This is a genomic window from Clostridium sp. C1, assembly GCF_018223625.1.
GTDB lineage: Bacteria > Bacillota_I > Bacilli_A > Erysipelotrichales > Coprobacillaceae > Allocoprobacillus.
The window spans coordinates 634524-648535 of the sequence record NZ_CP073631.1 but is presented as its reverse complement, the minus strand read 5'-3'; the positions used below and the strand labels follow the sequence as shown (position 1 = coordinate 648535).

Here is a 14012-nt window from a genome sequence, read left to right as displayed (position 1 = left end):
ATATGTCATAATCAACTAACCATCTTGTGGAGTCAAACTTTGCTGGTGAAACACTTGTCTTTATCAATTACCAAAAACAACATTTTAAGAAAACTTGATTGCACCACATCATGGCTATTATGTTGCCATGAAACCTTACATACCCTTTATTTATTTAATAACTGTGACATTGACAGCTTTTTGTCCTCTTTCTGCATTTTCTACATCAAAAACAACTTCCTGTCCTTTCTTTAATGTCTTGAAACCATCACTATTGATCCCTGTATAATGAACAAAGACATCTCCATGATCATCTACAGAAATAAAACCATATCCTTTTTTCGCATCAAAAACTTTAACTGTACCTTTCATATTCAAAATTTTCCTTTCTTTCATTTTAGATAAATAAAAAAAGCAACTCCCTTTTTTAAGAATTGCTCGTTTCTATATCTTACGTGCACATTGTAACATCATTTTGTCAAGTTTACAAGTCAAATCATACGATTTTCATATAGATAAATTCAAAACTATATATTTTTGATATATTTTTAAAATGTTTTATTAGACATTTTAAAAAACTTGCGAGCGGTGGATGGGGGTAACTATACCTAAAAAATTTTTTCAAAAAATAGGGGTGGGGTACTCTTTGGAGTCATTCAACTGATATAAACTAACAAATAAACTAACAAATTATATTAATTTCATAAAAAAACCTTATTAAATCATCATTTTATTTATAATAGATGATTATATCAAAACTATTAATTTGACTATCGATAGTAAAATGATCGTTTATTTGATGTTGAAGCAAATCAACACTTTATATATTTTATTTGACTACCGATAGTCTGATAGTCATCATTTTGCTATCAGTAGCAGCACTTGACTATCTATAGCAGAGTATCAACTTTTTTATTTCTATAAAGCTGCAATCTGCTCTTATCCCCTCCCTTTTCCTGCCCAACAGTTCCATAAAAGCATAGATATATATATAATACTTAATTAAATAAATATAATATATAGAGAGGAAGAAGAATAAATAATTACTACATTAAATACTTATTAATACATTAAATAATAGAATAAATACATTAAATATTTAAGTAAGAAAAAGATATTTAAGATAGTAAATAATAAGAATACTATACATAAGTATAATAAATAATATTTAATTAAGAATAATTATATTTAAAGGGCGAATAGAGAAAGCATGTAAAGGAAACAGAAAAAGAAAACGATAAAGAGGATGTTTATATATGTTTATGCAAACGTTGCTTAAAACGGCTAATTTAAAGCGATTAGGAAAAGGCAGATAAAAAAGACATCTATATTTCAAGATGCCATCTTATTTCATTCTCATAAGCCCTTGCATTAGCCAAACAAAGCACATAACAGGAAATGCAAGCAACCAGATCATAAGCTTTATTATTAATTTCATTTTTCCTTTCCTCTCCTTTTTCTAAAATATATTTAATGTTTTAATCTTAAACAATATGATTGCTAAGCCTCTGTAATCGTAAATAATCTTTCTTCCTACTCCGTCCATTCGTACTATTAATAACCCATCGTCATTTATCAAATAACAAGAATTATTTTTAATTCTATATATTTCTTGTGCTTCATTATTTTTAGAAGCTTCTATTATTTCTTTTGCTTCCTGATCATATGCTTTTGAAACCTCTTCAAATAGTCCATATTCATATTGTACATTAACAAATGTATTACATCCTTGTAATACTTCGCAAGTTGCTATATCTCTGCGAATGTCATTATATTTTTTCAAAGCATTATCAACATCGGCAATATTGACATATGGATTTTTAAGTTCAATATTTATATAAGTGTCAGCATATCCACTTTCTCTAATTCTTAAAGAATAATCTTTTCTTTTCAATCCAAGTTCTTTTAGTTGCTGTGTAATTTCTTTTCTTAGTTCTTTCTTTTCCATTTGATTTTTCCTCATCTTTCTATTATAATGAGGACTAGAGAAATGTTTATAAAAGGTTGGTAGCCCTATAAACTTTCTTTTTTTAATTCTTTTATAAGTCTGATTATGGCGTTAATCAACAATCTTATTTCACGAATTAAATGAGTTAGCTTATTCATTGGTTCCCCTCCTTTCCGCCTTATAAGTAGCTCCGGAAGACTACAAAGGAAGAAAACAAATCTCTAGCCCTTTTGTTTGTAATCAAGAGGGCTTTTTATTATGTCAAATCGTGGTTTTTTTGTTTCCCTCTCTAATTACAATTTCACTATACACCCCACAAAATACATTGTCAACAGTTATTTTTAATCGTTTTTGATTAATATATACTGTTTTTGTGATTATTTTTAGCTTGTTTTTATATGATTCAAATGCTATAATTTTAATGTAAAAATTAACATTTGGGTGATGTGTGGGGTATGTGTCTATGGGCATCTGTCTGCACTCATCTGTCTGGAGGGAAAAACAAAAATGAAACCATCAAAAATTATCAGATTCATTTCGAATCAAAAAAATATTCCTTACAATCAAATTGCTGACCAGTTAGGAATGCAAGAACAATCACTTAACAATAAATTGTACCGAAACAATTATAAAGTCAGTGATCTTATTAAAATTTGCGAAATATTGGATGTTGACTTATGTATACGTGATAGAAATAACGTTTATAGTTTGATGGAAAAAGGCGATTAAGTTCGCCTTTTTACGTTTATCCGTTGTTTTTTTGAATAAGATATTCATGAATACTATTTATAATTTCCATGTTTTCATTTTCGATATTAAGAATATAATTGTTAAAGAACCTTTCAATCACATTCTTAAAATTATCATCAATTACATCTTTATGATATAGGTACTGAAGATATAATTGATATCCTTTTTGTATATCATCTAATTTGTTTCCAGATCTATAAAATCTATCACATAAATCGATTATATTCTTACATAATTCTTTTTGCATTGAATCTTTATATTTTACAGAAAATTTATTCAAAGTTGAAGAAACGTTATTATATATCTCTTTAAATGTTTTTTTATCGATACTAAAAAGAAGCAATTCAAATATACATATATAATATTCATTATGTTCTTTGAAACATATATTATGAAATCGCATTATATCATCAATTCTACTTACTGTTTCTCTTATATTTCCTTTAGGAATAAAATAAGAAATTAAATTAATAACGTCATTGTAGTTGTTTGTTTCAAAAAGATTAAAATAATTTTGAAATCTTTCTAATACATTATTATCATTGACTACCCCATAATTTAAATCGTATGTAAAATCTATAAATTTCTTTAAATATCTATTCATGTCAAAATCTGAACCAAATATTGTTTTTATAGAATTTTCTAACTGATCTTTATCAGCCGCAATAATAACAATAACATTATTTGCTCCTTTAAATAACAAATATAGTCTTTCTAAAACTTTAATTGCATACTCTGGAAGGCATCTATCCAATTCATCAACCAATATAATTCTTGTTTTCTTATTTTCTATACTGAAATTATGTTTATTAAAATTTGAAATGGTAGATTTAAATTTTCGTATATAGCTTTCTAACGAAACATATTCATCATTTGGATTGTTCTTCTTCAAATCAATATTAATTCCTTGATAACTAAATGTAGGCATATTAAAGCCAATATAATTCATTAATTTTAGACCAATTTCATTTATATCATAAAATTTATTAAACTGTTCAGTTACGGTACTAACAATTGCAATCAATGGGTCAGTATAAAAACTGTTCTCCCAACAATTATATTCAATAACATTATTATCATTTTTGATTTCTTTTTTTAATAATTTTAATAATGTTGTTTTCCCACTCCCCCATTCACCATCAATCAAAATAAATCCATTATTAGGATACTTTTTCATTGTTTCAACAACTTCTATGATATTACTTACAGCTATATCTCTATGTAAAATATCAATAATTTTTTCATCCATTATTTACACCTTCTATTATTTATCATTCAATATCCGATACAAAAAATTGTTATTCATAAACCATTAATTCTGTAATTGCAAAAGATGCATATGCACTTCTGGTCCAAGTTATTTTCAACTCATTTCCATTTTTTATATCAAAAGTATATTTATTAGGATTTTCAGAATATTTTTGAGTAATGATATTATTCATTGGTTTACCATCAACATACACAGTTATACTTATACTATTATCCGCATCAGTTGGGCGTGCATCATTAGGGCCAACAATTAACTCTAACATTTTATATTTATTGTTAAGATAAAATGTACATTCTCCTTCACCAGTACATTTCCAACCTTTTGTATGTGGATTCCCCTTCATATTTATTGAAGAATCATCAATTAATTGACATGCCTTGCTATTTATCATATCAAAATCATCCAACAAATAAATACCAGAATCAGGATAATAATATCCTTCAGGAAATGAAACAGCAGACGATGCCTCTAATTCATTCATTAAATTTTCATTTTCTGATTTTAAAGTTTTATTTTCCTCCTCAAGCAATGATATTTGTTCATCGAGTTTATTTAAATGTTCATCTAATTTAATTTCTGTACCATATGAACCTCCACAAAAACCTACTATTATTGATACTAATGCTGTAAAAATAGTTTGTGCCCAAGAATTTTTTTCAATATTTCCCTTCATAATTAATGCCCTCCCGCATATTATTATATCATAAAAATTGAAAACAAAGAAATATAAAGTGCATATAAAAAGAGAAGCTACATTTAGGTATATTTTATCCTATTAAGTAAGTTTCTCTTTTTTGAGTTCACTAGCTAACTATCCACGAGTAAATAAAGCATTTTAAGACTTTTGTTTTGATGAAATTTCTGTTGGAACTTTATATCCCATGTTCTTTAAGTCCTTAAGTAGTTCTTCTTTACTCTTGATTTTCTTGTTAGATCTATTTTCTTCATTTTGCTCTTTTTGAGTGACAAGGTTTTGTCCTTGATCTCCAGCAATCTGTGCTCTGAACTTTGTAAGATTTTGCTTCAATATTCCTTGCTGTCCTGCACTGATTTGATTTTCTAATATGTATTCATTAATAACTTGCATCATATCTTGTATTTCTTCAGGAGAATCATTCAACATCTGTTTGTATATTCTTGATGTCCAACCCATGAACATACAGAATGTTTGAATTGATGGTACATAGACAACCTTTAAATTAATTGTTGCCATAATATCCTGGAAACATTGAAAGCAAAATTCTACATCTTCTGGATCATCAAATTTTCTCTCTTTTAATTTTAAAAGTTTATTATCTCTGCTTAATATTTTTGAAAATATTGGATAAACATTCATTGATTTATATTCAGGACATTCAACAAAGAATTGCTGAACATCAGATATAATATTAGTAGTTTTATCTTCACACCATTGCTGAAGTTTTGATTTTGTTAAAACTTCATTTTTATTTTCTAGATTTTTACTCATGGCTGCATCATTTCTTCAAGAGCTTTATCCAATCTATTTTTTATTGTCTGTTTGCTTACTTCTTCTATTTTGGCAACATCATTCAATGTCATTTGTCTTTGAAAGATATTGTTAATTATGATTTGTGATTCAGTCGTCAAAACTTCCAAACGTTCTGTAATTCTTTCAATTTCATCCATTTTTTTAATTTTTTCATTTATTCTTTTTAATTCCTCATTGACTTCCATTTGCTTGTCAATCAAATACGAAACAGATAAAGGTTTAGAACAATGTACTGAACAACCATCTCCAGCAATAGCAGTATCACATTTATGAGCAGCAATTTCTATTCTTTCATTTTCTATTTTCAAATCTAATCTTAAAATTTCCTGAGATAAGTCTTTACTTTTTCTTTTTAGGAAATAAAAGCATTTTAGAATATTCACTAGATAATCTCTGTCTGTCATTTCTTATTTATTCCTCCCATCTATTTTTTCTTTTGACAACTAAATATCCCATGTAACTAATTCGTCTACTTGATCATCAAATTCTTGGTCATAATACTGATATGTTTCTCCAGTTTGGATAACAACAGGTTGCAATGACTTTCCAACACAAACACCAATCATAAAAAAGAGTGAAGATATTAAAACAGAAATGGTTACATAACATAATATTTTCGTTTTCACAATGAACTCTCCTTTACCACCTTATCTATATCTTTTTAAAATTGCAGATCATCAGGTTGTATATCAAAATTATCAAATGCACTATCAAAGTCATTTTTAAGTTGCTGCTGTTCTACCTGCTGTTGTTTGTTTTTCTCAATATCAGTTTTTCTACCTAAGAAATGGATCTCTTCACAGAGTATTTCTGTAACATAAATAGTTTGTCCGTTTGTATTTGAATAGCTTCTTGTCTGTAATCTTCCAACAACACTCAATAATGATCCTTTATCACAAAATTTGTTTAAGTTGTCTGCAACCTTATTCCAAGCAACACAATTTATATAATCTACTTCTTTTTCACTTTGTTTATGTACTCGCTCACTTGCAATAGAAAAATTAACAACTGATGCTCCTGAAGATGTTTTTCTTAAGTCAAAAGGTTTAGCAATCCTCCCTTCAATAATGACTTTATTTATCATCTGTAATATCACATCCTTTTACCAAAAAGATAATTCCAACTATTTCTAATAAACTCAATCCAATAACTCCTGCTACTACACCACACCAAAATGGATCAATATACATCATTTAACCTCTCTTTCCGCTTTGTTTTTATCAATTTTTTTGAATGTTATATAAATCTCGTTATGTCTTCCCCCGAAGCTTCTTATTTCATAACCCGATTTATTTTTTTCGTCTATAATTCTTTCTATGTGTTTTAATACATCTTCTTTAGTCATTTTCATCAACCTTTTCATAAGTTTTTTCGAATATATCAGGTTTACATGGATATACTTCGCCATTTATTCCTTTTATGATGTAATCATTTCTATTTGCTTTCATATCTCCTTCAAGAGTATGTATAATAAGTTCTTCATGTGGAACTCCTTTTCCGACTTGCCACGCAGAATCATTTACGTTATATGAGCATTTGTTGCCACAAAATTTCTTTACTTCACTTGTGTTATCAGTCCATTGAATAGCTTCAACTTCTACTGGCTTTTTTCTATACTTCATCATCTTTCACTTCCTTTTCTTCTCTAAATATTCACAAATCATTTCATAAATTGGCATAATCAGTAATTCATATAAAATCAAACAACCTGCAAATATAAAAGCAATTGCAACAATACCCCATACAATCCATATAATAATTGTCAAAGAATAAAATGTTGTATATAATTCTGTCATTCTTGATACTCCATAGCCTTTGTAACTGGGAAGAATTGACAATCTTCATATTCAATGACAAATCCATCCTCAAATTCAATCCATTTAAACTTTTTGTCATTATCACTAAGTTCACGAATTTTTTTACATTCTTTAAACGGTTTATACCATACCCACATTCCCTTTTTTAATTCTTTAAATTCATATGCTCGTGGATAATAGACATCTGCCAATTTACATTCTAATAAATGGATTGTTCTTTCCATTTCGTTGAATTTTTCAAGAAGTTCAAAGTATTCTTTGATAAGTTTATCAATAACTTTCAGGGCTTTATAATCACCCTTATATACAGGATTTTTATGAAAACCATCTAAAAAATAAGGCTTTGTTGTTTTCCCATGTCTTCTGTACCATCTTGAATAAGATGTATTAATCATTTTATTCAATGCATATATGCATTCTTCTTTAGTCAACATCAAACCCACTCCTTGCCACATTCTTGACATCTAAATACATCTATTTTATGCACAGGGTCATAAAACTCATATTCCAATATTCCCCCACAATCAGGACAATGAATTTCAAACATTTTTCTTATTTTGTTCTTTATTTTATTTAACATCATCATCACTCCAATATAATTTCTGTCCGCATTCACAACAATATTTATGATTATATGCCATTCTTAATGGCGGATAATAATATCCGCTTGATATGTACTTATTGCAATTAGGACAATTCCATGTTATATACTTTCCTTTTTCTATTTTTTTGTTTGGTAATGGTTTCTTTGGTGTTGCCTTATCAACCAATTCTTGTAACACTCTAACTCTCTCTAAATCATGTTTAGAATCTAAATGTTTTTTTGCAAAGTCTAACGCTTCTTCATATTTGTTCATGTCTAATCCTCCTGTATATAATCAAATAAATTCATTTGTTCATATCTTTTATATCTATTAAAAAATTCTACGCATTCTTTATAAGTGTTTGTCCAAATGCTGTTATATAATTTGCCATTGATTTCATATACAAAGTTTTCAGTTGTTTTTGGAACGAATACTACAACTTTCCCATGAGATAAGTCCATGTATTCTCCTTGTTCTATAATTCTTTTGACATATTTATCAATTTTAACTACATTTGTATAATCACCTATATCATCAATTGCTTTTGCTATCATATATTTATATCTCCAAAGTTAGATTTACATTTGAAAGCATCTTTTCTTTTGCCAAGTTATAATACTTTTTCTTAATTTCAAACCCATAGCAACTACGATTCAGTTCGGCGCATGCTCTTAAAGTACTTCCACTCCCGGCAACTGGATCAATAACAACGTCTCCAACATCTGTATAGATTTGTATTAATCTTTTTAGAACTGACACAGGCTTTTGAGTAGGATGTATTTTTGGGTAATTCCCACCTCTATCCCATTTGAACCAATCTAATATCATATGTCCATCATTATTGAATTTAGGTAGCTTGTCCCTATATAGCACTAATGCAACTTCAGTTGCTCCACAGATTCTCATATTTGCTTTTAATACTTGTGATGATGAATTTTTTATAAAGAATAAAGGTTGAGCATGATTAAATCCAAATTGTTTTGCATAATTTTTTATTTCATTCAGCTGTTGCCACGAACAGAAAATAATCATACAAGGTGCTTTCCCTTTTTCTTTAGGTTCTTTTCTTAGCAATCTTGTACAAAATTGAAAGAAATTATATATTTTGAAATCGTTGTCCGTATCAAAAAAAGATTTACCCGCCTTATCGCTTTCTCCATTTTTGTTATCTCCACCAATATACCAATCACTTCTTGAACCATAAGCATTGATACCGATGTTATATGGAATGTCTGCAATTATGAGTTGTGCTCTAGGTATCTGATAACGTTTTGCATTTTCAAAATGATCATTATACAATTCTATTTTTATATTCATTTCAACATCTCTCTAATCCCTCATCATTAATGACATAAATATCAATATGCTTGTTTCGTTGAGGATAGCCTTTCTGTCCTCTGTGTCGTTGAGAGCAGATTTGACTATAAAAAACATCTTTGCTTGCATATCCCAGAGCTTTTGTACATTCCTTTGCAGTTCCACTTGCAAGTACATCATCAGTTCTATTGTCATAAACTATGTATTCTTTCATTTCATTCCTCCTAATTCCTTTTTTATTTTTAGATACATTTCTTTATATGCATCTCTTTCTTTAACTAGCTTTTTACACATTTCCCTATGATTCAAATCATTTCCATTAGAGTTCTTGGCTTCATTGTATTTATTTCTCCAACGTGTTACCTTCTTTTCAAGCTGAATGTTCTCTCTGAGTAATTCGTCATGTTCCTTTTCCAGCTGTTCAACATATCTTTTGTAATAGCTATACAAAGCAGTGTTGATGATTGCTTTTAATTCTCGGTTGCTAATATACAAAAAATTCAAATCAGTATCACTCATGTTCTTACACCTTCAATTTCTTTAAATAGCTGCTTATTCTTATCAAAGATGACAGGTATTGTTGATAATGCCCCACTGTCATTCTTTTCAATTCTTAAATAATATTTTTCATTTTCTTCCCAGACAAATAAAACCTTTCTAGCACTCTGCTCTATTTCTCCGCTATCACGAAGTAAATCAAGACTAGGTCTTTGGGCTTTCTTAGCTTCTCTTGACAGCTGACATAATGAAATAATAGTGCAGTTATTGTCTAACGATATTCTTCTCAATTCTTTGGCAACTCTCGTTGCTACTTCATAGCTTGTTTTTCCTCTTGCTGATATTAACCCCATGTGATCAATGAAAACAATGAAATGTTTGCCATTTGAGTCATATGAGCTTATATAGCTTCTTATCTTTTCAATTGATTGACTTTCACTCTTGATTTCAATATCTCTCGAACCTAAAACATGTGCATTCTTTTTTATTGCTTCAATTGCGTTTTGAGGTAACTTTTCAAAATTTCCAACTGTAGAAAATTTTAGATTTGTACATAAAGCAATAACTCTTTTGATTAGATTTTCTTCTAGCATCTCCATATTGAAATATAAACAGGGATAATTCTTTGATAGGTCTTCCAACAAATTAAGAGCAAAAGCAGTTTTTCCAGCCCCTGTCTTTCCTGCAAGTATGACTAAATCTTTTTCAACAAGACTCAGCTTACTTTCTAGAGTTTTAAATTTGTTGAATGTTATCTTCTTTTTATTCTTTGTTAATGAATCAATAATTTTCTTTTCGGTAAGCTTGTTTCCTTTGATGATACCTACTTTATTGAGATTAGATATTGTATTGTTGAACTGTTCGAGATTAATGGCGTGATTCTTTAATTTCATACTTTCGTTGAAAATTATTTTTTCTTTGTATTGATCAATAGCATATTTCTCCAAAGCATCAAAATATTCTGGATATGAATGTATGACATTTGAAATGCAATTTAAATACTCCATATCATTAACTCTCTTATCTGAAAGGAGAAGTTCATGAAGAACAACTCCATTTTCACGATAAGATTTCTGCATAATTTCAAACATAATCCCATGTGTATTATCAAAATATTCTTTTCTTAAAACTGTTCTTTTGAAGTGTTCCGGTTTATTTGCTAGAATACCAATGATTTCATTTTGATAATTATTGTTTTCTAAGTCCTGCATATGGGTCCCATGGTTTTATGTCACGAATTGTTGGAGGATATGTATTTTCTTCAATCCATTTATCTAAGTTCTTCATTGTATCTTCATAGTCAGAATCTTTTAAATATCTGTACCAAGCTCTAAATACAATTTTAGGATCTCTGCCATTTAAAAAACTTGGATATACGCCCACTATAATATCTAGCATCTTTTGACATTGCTCATTTGTCACTTATATCACTCCCATTCAATATTTTTATTTTGAGATTTAAACACAACATTTTGATTTAAATATTTTTCAAAATTAGATGGTCTAAATAATGTTTGAGGACATAAATATGTATCCATGTTTGTACCTGACCATTCACTTACTTTTATATCTATAACTTTTTTTAATTCCCTAATTGTATACCCATCTTTCAATCTAGCTTCTATTGGTTCTCTATTTGTTTTAGCTTCTACTCTAAAATTTTTATTTGTTTTAGAATTTAGATATTTTATGATTTCCGTAACTTTTAATTTTATATCTTCATCAACTTCACTATTATTATCTTTTATATAATCTTTGTAATATAATAGGTTAAGCGGTAAAGTTTCTTGACTAGTCGAGTCAAGTTTTTTGACTACCCCTAGTAAAGTTTCTTGACTAGTTCTATAATGACATATTTTTAGATTATTCCTAAATCCTTCTTCTTTGATAATAAGTTTTTTATCAACTAATTTTTTTAAAACATCCACCACTGTCTGCCTTGATAATCCTGTTCTTTGTTGCATGTAAGTTAAACTGCCATGGAAATCACTTACATCATCTTGTGAAAAGCCATATATCAAAGCAAATACAATTAACTCATTTCCCTTTAATTTTAAGTCCTCAACCATAAAATCCACTATTGTTATATAATTCACTTCTCAATCAACTCTTCCAGTAACTTCAATCCCATGTAATTTCTATTAGAGTTATCAATGACAATCTTAGCTTCAGGAGTTCCACCACTAGGCATTCTTAAATTGAATGTATCTCCCTCTTTACAGTCCATTTCAGTCTTATAGAAATAAATCTTATTATATCCATCAATTCTAATACCGACTACTTTCATTCGTTCTCCTCCTCTACATTCAAAATTAATCTTGAAATAATTTTCTTTGGCTTATCATTAATCATAGATACAGTTCCATACGACTCTGTTTGAATGCTTATATTATCAGGTGTCATTTTCAAGTCATTATTGATTAAAACTTTTAAAGTTCCTTTATCGAAAATAAGCACCATTTGATCACGATCATTCAAAACAAATTCATTATTTACTTTTTTATACATTCACTCACTTCCCTTTTAACTGTATATTTTGCATATCTCAATTCTTCCATTAATAATTTTTCCAAGCACTTTTACAGAATTTGATTTATGAAACATATGTTCTATTTCACCTTCATATTGTTTTGCATCAAATTCAGCAATCAAACCTAGACCTTTAACATATACGCAAATCGTATTTTTCCTTTTGTTTAAAACAAATCTAAATGTTTGTATCATCTGTTTCCTTCTTTCCTGAATATAAATCATCCTTTTCTTCATGCCCTGTTCTATATCGCCATAGAGGGCAATCTGTCGAAGGACATAATCTAACTTCATTTGATTGATAACCACAACAATCCAAACATTTAAATCTTATAGCTTTTGCTCTGCTAATTCTCTTTCCTTTCGATTGCTGCACCATCTTTACATACTTATTTTCTTCATTCATCTATTCAATCACTCCACAATGCGTTTATTTTTGCTGAAACCCCTTATTTTTAAGGGGTTATTCAATTTTCTATTGTTTTAGGTATAAATATACCCCTTGATATAAAAGTTTATATTTAGTAAGCATGCTTACTGTTTTATAGAAATAATCGCATATTATTTTTATCAATGAATTTATCATGATAAGTTATAGCCACTGCATAAGCTGCCCATATATCTGCCTTGAATCCATAAAACCAGTCCGGATTTTTCTTTGTTCCTTTTCCGTTCTTTAAATCATGTTGAGCAAATCTATCAATAAGAGCCTGTCTGATATTGGCATCCTTTGCTTTCATGCTTCCACATAGACACATTTTTTCATCTTTGCGATATATAAATGTTGGATTAATATTTGATTGCTCATATATAGCCTGATAGAAACGTCCTATCCAAACACATGTATCAAAAATACTTTTACCAACTGCCATTCCATACGATGCAACCATTTCAATAGCAACATGCTCAACATTGGAAATCAATTTTGAATTGACAACATTCATATAGAAAACTCTATTAATTGTATCCAACAATTCATCATTGGTTACCTTTCCTTTATCACATACAGATAAATCATCATTCAATAAAACGTAAGCTGAGTACTCATTCCCTGGATCGATAGCAAATATCATTAGAAATAAATTCCTCCACCATCTTCATCAAAGGTTTCATCTTGTAAATCATCTGGATATGGATCATCATCAACAATATCTTCAAGACCATGATTTTCAATTAACATTTGCTTATTTTCTACTAATATAGGTTCATCAACATTCATCTTTTGTTGTGTTGCATCTGATAAATCAGGATGAATTTCTCCAACAAAAACAAGAATCGTTGTTACATTAGAACAATCTTCTTTTGTAAGACCACTTGACTTGACAATAACACTATCCTCTAACTGAAAGATTGTTGCTTCTTTAAACTTATCAAGATATTTGACATCTTGGTCCTTTAACCATCTGCCTGTTTCCTCAGCAATCTTAGCTAACTTATATTCATATTGTTTATCATATTCAAGCTTGAAGGAATTGCAGTTAAAGAACTGATCAGCTAATTCAATTGATTTTTCAATAGACTCAGCATAAATGTTATCCATTACTTCAATCTCATCTAAGACAAATGTTTTTGCAGGAGTTTGCTTCAACTCATAGAACGATTGACCAAAGTCATAATTTCCACCTGTTAATGTTTCTCTATCTTTATCTTCAAAGATACCAATATAACCATTTGTAAAGAAATAACATTTGTTACCTTTTCCAACAATTGTATTTCTATACTCGCTCTTTCCAAAAATCGTGTTAAATACATTCAAAAAATTATATAGGCTTTTTTCTTCTTTGCTTATTTTCATATTTCTTCATTATCC

27 protein-coding genes are annotated in these 14012 nt (G+C 28.8%); 1 reads left to right on the top strand and 26 read right to left on the bottom strand.

The annotated features are described in order from the left end of the window. Positions 1–150: 150 nt before the first annotated feature. Both KEC48_RS03455 and KEC48_RS03450 read right to left on the bottom strand, forming a co-directional pair. Positions 151–351, bottom strand: coding sequence for a cold shock domain-containing protein (locus tag KEC48_RS03455; protein WP_211965384.1), 201 nt, complete (start codon positions 349–351; stop codon positions 151–153). A 1087-nt stretch (positions 352–1438) separates the two neighbouring features. After that, on the bottom strand, positions 1439–1927 hold the full coding sequence (locus KEC48_RS03450; protein WP_211964388.1) for a hypothetical protein: 489 nt from the start codon (positions 1925–1927) through the stop codon (positions 1439–1441). Between the two features lie 507 nt (positions 1928–2434). Between KEC48_RS03450 and KEC48_RS03445 the strand changes: the two genes are divergently transcribed. Then, complete coding sequence (locus KEC48_RS03445) at positions 2435–2656, top strand: hypothetical protein (RefSeq protein WP_211964386.1); 222 nt, start codon at positions 2435–2437, stop codon at positions 2654–2656. Positions 2657–2672: 16 nt separating this feature from the next. On the opposite strand, the gene KEC48_RS03440 is transcribed toward KEC48_RS03445, so the two are convergent. From KEC48_RS03440 to KEC48_RS03325, 24 genes are all read right to left on the bottom strand, one after another. Beyond that, positions 2673–3926 carry a P-loop NTPase fold protein gene (locus KEC48_RS03440; protein WP_211964384.1) on the bottom strand — a complete coding sequence of 418 codons (1254 nt, stop codon included), beginning with the start codon at positions 3924–3926 and terminating at the stop codon, positions 2673–2675. 49 nt (positions 3927–3975) lie between these two features. Then, complete coding sequence (locus KEC48_RS03435; RefSeq protein WP_211964382.1) at positions 3976–4620, bottom strand: NPCBM/NEW2 domain-containing protein; 645 nt, start codon at positions 4618–4620, stop codon at positions 3976–3978. Between the two features lie 162 nt (positions 4621–4782). Beyond that, positions 4783–5415, bottom strand: a complete 633-nt coding sequence (locus KEC48_RS03430) for a hypothetical protein (RefSeq protein ID WP_211964381.1) — start codon at positions 5413–5415, stop codon at positions 4783–4785. Next, positions 5412–5861, bottom strand: coding sequence for a sigma-70 family RNA polymerase sigma factor (locus KEC48_RS03425; protein ID WP_211964378.1), 450 nt, complete (start codon positions 5859–5861; stop codon positions 5412–5414). The genes KEC48_RS03430 and KEC48_RS03425 overlap by 4 nt, the downstream gene beginning before the upstream one ends. A 39-nt stretch (positions 5862–5900) precedes the next feature. Beyond that, a complete protein-coding gene (locus tag KEC48_RS03420; protein ID WP_211964376.1) occupies positions 5901–6083 on the bottom strand; it encodes a hypothetical protein in 183 nt (60 codons plus the stop codon). Positions 6084–6118: 35 nt separating this feature from the next. Next, positions 6119–6541 (bottom strand): single-stranded DNA-binding protein, encoded by a 423-nt coding sequence (locus tag KEC48_RS03415; protein WP_211964374.1) that lies wholly within the window; start codon positions 6539–6541, stop codon positions 6119–6121. Between the two features lie 105 nt (positions 6542–6646). After that, positions 6647–6802: a hypothetical protein gene (locus tag KEC48_RS03410; RefSeq protein WP_211964372.1), complete on the bottom strand. Its 156-nt coding sequence runs from the start codon at positions 6800–6802 to the stop codon at positions 6647–6649. Continuing rightward, a complete protein-coding gene (locus tag KEC48_RS03405; protein ID WP_211964370.1) occupies positions 6795–7082 on the bottom strand; it encodes a hypothetical protein in 288 nt (95 codons plus the stop codon). The genes KEC48_RS03410 and KEC48_RS03405 overlap by 8 nt, the downstream gene beginning before the upstream one ends. 3 nt (positions 7083–7085) lie before the next feature. After that, positions 7086–7253, bottom strand: a complete 168-nt coding sequence (locus KEC48_RS03400) for a hypothetical protein (protein WP_211964368.1) — start codon at positions 7251–7253, stop codon at positions 7086–7088. Beyond that, the gene (locus KEC48_RS03395) at positions 7250–7708 is read right to left on the bottom strand and encodes a hypothetical protein (protein WP_211964366.1); all 459 of its coding nucleotides are present in this window, start codon (positions 7706–7708) and stop codon (positions 7250–7252) included. The genes KEC48_RS03400 and KEC48_RS03395 overlap by 4 nt, the downstream gene beginning before the upstream one ends. A 135-nt stretch (positions 7709–7843) precedes the next feature. After that, positions 7844–8131 (bottom strand): hypothetical protein, encoded by a 288-nt coding sequence (locus tag KEC48_RS03390; protein ID WP_211964365.1) that lies wholly within the window; start codon positions 8129–8131, stop codon positions 7844–7846. A gap of 2 nt (positions 8132–8133) precedes the next feature. Beyond that, positions 8134–8412 carry a hypothetical protein gene (locus KEC48_RS03385; protein WP_211964364.1) on the bottom strand — a complete coding sequence of 93 codons (279 nt, stop codon included), beginning with the start codon at positions 8410–8412 and terminating at the stop codon, positions 8134–8136. Positions 8413–8416: 4 nt separating this feature from the next. Beyond that, complete coding sequence (locus KEC48_RS03380) at positions 8417–9175, bottom strand: site-specific DNA-methyltransferase (RefSeq protein WP_211964360.1); 759 nt, start codon at positions 9173–9175, stop codon at positions 8417–8419. A gap of 1 nt (position 9176) precedes the next feature. Next, complete coding sequence (locus KEC48_RS03375; RefSeq protein ID WP_211964359.1) at positions 9177–9389, bottom strand: hypothetical protein; 213 nt, start codon at positions 9387–9389, stop codon at positions 9177–9179. Continuing rightward, a complete protein-coding gene (locus KEC48_RS03370; protein ID WP_211964358.1) occupies positions 9386–9694 on the bottom strand; it encodes a hypothetical protein in 309 nt (102 codons plus the stop codon). The genes KEC48_RS03375 and KEC48_RS03370 overlap by 4 nt, the downstream gene beginning before the upstream one ends. Next, positions 9691–10884: a DnaB-like helicase C-terminal domain-containing protein gene (locus KEC48_RS03365; RefSeq protein WP_211964357.1), complete on the bottom strand. Its 1194-nt coding sequence runs from the start codon at positions 10882–10884 to the stop codon at positions 9691–9693. The genes KEC48_RS03370 and KEC48_RS03365 overlap by 4 nt, the downstream gene beginning before the upstream one ends. Next, positions 10862–11095, bottom strand: a complete 234-nt coding sequence (locus KEC48_RS03360; protein ID WP_211964355.1) for a replicative helicase loader/inhibitor — start codon at positions 11093–11095, stop codon at positions 10862–10864. Before KEC48_RS03360 ends, KEC48_RS03365 begins: the two co-directional genes overlap by 23 nt. A 5-nt stretch (positions 11096–11100) precedes the next feature. Beyond that, positions 11101–11769 (bottom strand): conserved phage C-terminal domain-containing protein, encoded by a 669-nt coding sequence (locus KEC48_RS03355; protein WP_211964353.1) that lies wholly within the window; start codon positions 11767–11769, stop codon positions 11101–11103. Continuing rightward, positions 11766–11960: a hypothetical protein gene (locus KEC48_RS03350; protein ID WP_211964351.1), complete on the bottom strand. Its 195-nt coding sequence runs from the start codon at positions 11958–11960 to the stop codon at positions 11766–11768. Before KEC48_RS03350 ends, KEC48_RS03355 begins: the two co-directional genes overlap by 4 nt. Then, the gene (locus KEC48_RS03345; protein WP_211964349.1) at positions 11957–12181 is read right to left on the bottom strand and encodes a hypothetical protein; all 225 of its coding nucleotides are present in this window, start codon (positions 12179–12181) and stop codon (positions 11957–11959) included. The genes KEC48_RS03350 and KEC48_RS03345 overlap by 4 nt, the downstream gene beginning before the upstream one ends. 15 nt (positions 12182–12196) lie before the next feature. Next, complete coding sequence (locus KEC48_RS03340; protein WP_211964347.1) at positions 12197–12397, bottom strand: hypothetical protein; 201 nt, start codon at positions 12395–12397, stop codon at positions 12197–12199. After that, a complete protein-coding gene (locus tag KEC48_RS03335) occupies positions 12381–12608 on the bottom strand; it encodes a hypothetical protein (protein ID WP_211964345.1) in 228 nt (75 codons plus the stop codon). Before KEC48_RS03335 ends, KEC48_RS03340 begins: the two co-directional genes overlap by 17 nt. Before the next feature lie 136 nt (positions 12609–12744). Next, positions 12745–13275, bottom strand: coding sequence for a hypothetical protein (locus KEC48_RS03330; protein ID WP_211964343.1), 531 nt, complete (start codon positions 13273–13275; stop codon positions 12745–12747). Beyond that, a complete protein-coding gene (locus KEC48_RS03325) occupies positions 13275–13958 on the bottom strand; it encodes a hypothetical protein (RefSeq protein WP_211964341.1) in 684 nt (227 codons plus the stop codon). Before KEC48_RS03325 ends, KEC48_RS03330 begins: the two co-directional genes overlap by 1 nt. Positions 13959–14012: the final 54 nt, after the last annotated feature.